Raw genomic sequence first — 3740 nt, forward strand, 5'->3', positions numbered from 1 at the left:
TCGCCGAACTGCCCAAGGACGCGATCTGGGTGGTGTTCGAGGACGTGGCCGGCAGCGACTGGTTCGTCGGCGGCGCGGCAGTCCGCAAGCCGAAGGACCAGTGATGTCGATTTCGGCGCCGGCCCGCCATTCCGGCTTCGGCGACGTTGTCGGCAACGCGGCGATGGAACGGCTGGCGACAGGCTACTCCTTCATCGAAGGTCCGGTGTGGCATCCTTACGATAAATGGCTGGTGTTTTCCGACATTCCCGAAAGCCGTATGTACAGGCGCAGCTCTTCGGGCGAGATCGAGTTGTTCCGGGAGCCCAGCCATAAGGCCAATGGCAACACTCTCGACCGCCAGGGGCGGCTGGTCACTTGCGAGCACGCGACGAGTAGCGTTACCCGCGCCGAGCCGGACGGAACCGTGACCGTGCTCGCCACCCATTACGGCGACAAGGAGCTGAATAGCCCGAACGACGTCGTCGTCGCCACCGGCGGCGCCATCTACTTCACCGACCCCGGGTTCGGCCGGGCGGAATTCTACGGCGTGCCGCGGCAGCAGGAGCTTTCGTTTCAGGGCGTCTACCGGATCGACGGCGACCGCGCCCTGACCTTGCTTGCCGACGATTTCGCGCAGCCCAACGGGCTCTGCTTCTCGCTCGACGAATCGCGGCTGTTCGTCAACGACACCGAGCGCGGGCATATCAGGGTGTTCGGCGTGGAGGCCAACGGCGACCTCAATGGCGGCGCGGTCTGGGCGGCGACCGAGGGCACTGAGCCGGGATCGACCGACGGTATGAAGATCGACAGCCGCGGCAACCTATATTGCACCGGCCCGGGCGGCATCCACGTGTTCGATGCGTCCGGCGAGCTTCTCGGCGTCATCGCGACGCCGGAAGACTGTGCCAATTTCACCTTCGGCGACGAGGATCTGAGGAGCCTCTACATCGCCGCGTCGACGTCGCTTTACCGGCTCAGAGTCCGCGTGCCGGGGCTGAGGCTGTTTTGAGCGCGGGATCGTCCGGGCTCAAATCGGATTGGAAGTGAGGCCGGCCTTAAAAGCCGGCTGGAATGCAGCAGTCAACACATCTGGGAGGATATGACATGAAGAAACTACTCGTCCTGAGCGCTCTGGCGGCGATGCTCGCCTCGGGCACCGCGCTGGCCGACACCAGTGGCAAGAAGATCGCCTTCTCCAACAACTATGCCGGCAATTCGTGGCGCCAGGCGATGCTGGACAGCTACGGCATCGTCACCAAGAAGGCGGTCGAGGACAAGGTGGTCGCGGCCGCCGACGTCTTCACCACCGCCGACAAGGAAGTTCCGACCCAGGCTGCGCAGGTGCAGAACCTGATCCTGCAGGGCTATGACGCCATCGTCATCAACGCCGCCTCGCCGGATGCGCTCAACGGCGCCATCAAGCAGGCCTGCGATGCCGGCATCGTCGTCGTCTCCTTCGACGGCATCGTCACCGAGCCCTGCGCCTACCGCGTCGTCGTCGACTTCAAGGACATGGGCAAGCAGGAAGTCGAGCAGATGGCCAAGTTCCAGCCCAAGGGCGGCAATCTGCTGGAGATCCGCGGTCTCGCCGGCACCTCGATCGACGATGCCATCCATGCCGGCATCCTCGAAGGCGTGGCCGCGCATCCCGAGTTCAAGATCGTCGGCTCGGTCACCGGCGACTGGGACCAGACCACGGCGCAGAAGGCGGTGGCGACCATCCTGCCGTCGCTGCCTGACGTGGTCGGCATCGTCGACCAGGGCGGCGACGGCTACGGCGCGGCGCAAGCCTTCGCAGCCGCCGGCAAGCCGCGCCCGACCATCATCATGGGCAACCGCCAGGACGAGCTGAAGTGGTGGAAGGAGCAGAAGGACAAGGACGGCTACCAGACCTGGTCGGCCTCGATCGCGCCCGGCGTCTCGTCGCTAGCCTTCTGGGTGGCGCAGCAGGTGCTGGACGGCCGCACGGACATTCCGCACGACCTTCTGGTGCCGTATCTCGCCTTCACCCAGGACGATTTCGAAGCGGCCCTGCCGAAGATCAAGGAGGGTGGCGTCGCTACGCACGAATACACACAGGAAGACGCCATCGCGGCCATCAAAGCCAACATCAAGTGATGGCTGAACTGTTGCCGCCGGCATCGCCAACCGGATATCGTTGAGCATGCCCGAGGCAAACACCGACATAGTCAGGCCGGATGGCGCCAAAAAGCATTTCGGCGCCGCCAATTTTGACATCATCAGACTGGACGGTGCCGAAAAGCATTTCGGCGCCGTCCGGGCGCTCAGCGGCGTCGACTTCCAAGTCGGCGCCGGCGAATGTGTCGGTCTCGTCGGTCACAACGGCGCCGGCAAGTCGACGCTGATGCACATGGTGGCGGGCACGCTTGTCCCCGACAGCGGCGCGATCACGGTGCGCGGCAGCGCCGAGCAGGCCTATTCGGTGCCGCGCGCGCAGCAACTCGGCATACGCTGCGTATTCCAGGAACTATCGCTCTGCCCGAACCTCAGCATCGCCGAGAACACGCGCATCAACCATCCTTCGCTCACCGGTTTCGGCTGGCGACGCAAGGCCGCCGGCCTCATCACCGCCAAGCTGGACGAGATCTTTCCGGACCACGGCATCTCCGCTTCCGACATCGCCGGCGACCTTTCAATCGGCCGGCGGCAGATGGTGGAAGTGGCCCGCGCCTTCACGCTGACCGAGGATCCGCTGGCACTGGTCATCCTCGACGAGCCGACCTCCTCGCTCGACGCGCATACAGCGGGCCAGCTGCTTGCGTTCGTGCGCCGCTTCGTCGCTTCCGGCGGCAGCTGCATCCTGATCTCGCATGTGCTGGGCGAGGTGCTGCAGAACGCCGACCGCATCGTGGTCATGCGCGACGGCAAGGTCGTCGCCGCCGACGCCGCAAGCGCCTTCGACCGCGATCGGCTGGTCGCCACCATGGGCGGCGCCGAAGGGCATCAGAGAACTGCCGCGGAGACAAGGAAGGCGGAGGCCGGCCCGCTGCGGGTCAAGGCACGTCCGGCGCGGCAGCAGGACGGCAAGGAGCTCGTCGCGCGCGCGGGCGAGATCATCGGGCTCGCCGGCCTCGCCGGCCACGGGCAAACCGACCTTTTGCTGGCGATTTTCGGCGCTGCCCAGCGCGCCAGGACCGGCATAGAGGTGACCGCGCCGGTGGCGCTGGTCGCCGGTGACCGCCAGTCGGACGGCATTTTTGCGCAATGGTCGATCGCGCAGAATATCGGCATCCGCTCACTGACGCGGCTGCGCAGCGGCTTCCTGATCTCGCCGCGGCGCGAGGCCGAGCTTGCCGAATTCTGGAAGAACAAGATCGGCATCCGCACGCCCGACATGAGCAACAACATCTACTCGCTGTCCGGCGGCAACCAGCAGAAGGCGTTGTTTGCCCGCGCGCTGGGCTCGGATGCCGGGATCGTGCTGATGGACGACCCGATGCGCGGCGTCGATATCGGCACCAAGCTGGAAGTCTACGATCTGGTGCGCGAGGAAGCCCGCAAGGGCCGCACCTTCCTCTGGTACACGACCGAAACCGAAGAGCTCGACAATTGCGACCATGTCTATGTCTTCAAGAACGGCCGGATCGTCGCCAATCTCGGACGCGACGAGCTGACCGAGGAGAAGATCATCCAGTCCTCATTCAGCGATGCGGCCTGAGATGACGGCGGCCTCACTCGAAACCAGGCTGAAGGCGTCGTCGGCGGGTGGCGGCGCGGCGGCGCGGGCGCGCATGCTG

Annotated in this window: 3 protein-coding genes; all 3 read left to right on the forward strand. The window is 65.5% G+C overall.

Annotated elements, in window-relative coordinates:
* Nucleotides 1–103 precede the first annotated feature (103 nt).
* The 3 genes from EOA33_RS27665 to EOA33_RS27675 all read left to right on the forward strand — a co-directional run bounded on the left by EOA33_RS27665 (nucleotide 104) and on the right by EOA33_RS27675 (nucleotide 3661).
* Nucleotides 104–991 (forward strand): SMP-30/gluconolactonase/LRE family protein, encoded by an 888-nt coding sequence (locus tag EOA33_RS27665; protein ID WP_127407089.1) that lies wholly within the window; start codon nucleotides 104–106, stop codon nucleotides 989–991.
* A 95-nt stretch (nucleotides 992–1086) separates the two neighbouring features.
* Nucleotides 1087–2100 carry an ABC transporter substrate-binding protein gene (locus EOA33_RS27670; RefSeq protein WP_126057537.1) on the forward strand — a complete coding sequence of 338 codons (1014 nt, stop codon included), beginning with the start codon at nucleotides 1087–1089 and terminating at the stop codon, nucleotides 2098–2100.
* Between the two features lie 46 nt (nucleotides 2101–2146).
* Nucleotides 2147–3661, forward strand: a complete 1515-nt coding sequence (locus tag EOA33_RS27675; RefSeq protein ID WP_127407090.1) for a sugar ABC transporter ATP-binding protein — start codon at nucleotides 2147–2149, stop codon at nucleotides 3659–3661.
* Nucleotides 3662–3740: the final 79 nt, after the last annotated feature.

Origin of the sequence: Mesorhizobium sp. M4A.F.Ca.ET.050.02.1.1, from assembly GCF_003997725.1 — a bacterium.
GTDB lineage: Bacteria > Pseudomonadota > Alphaproteobacteria > Rhizobiales > Rhizobiaceae > Mesorhizobium.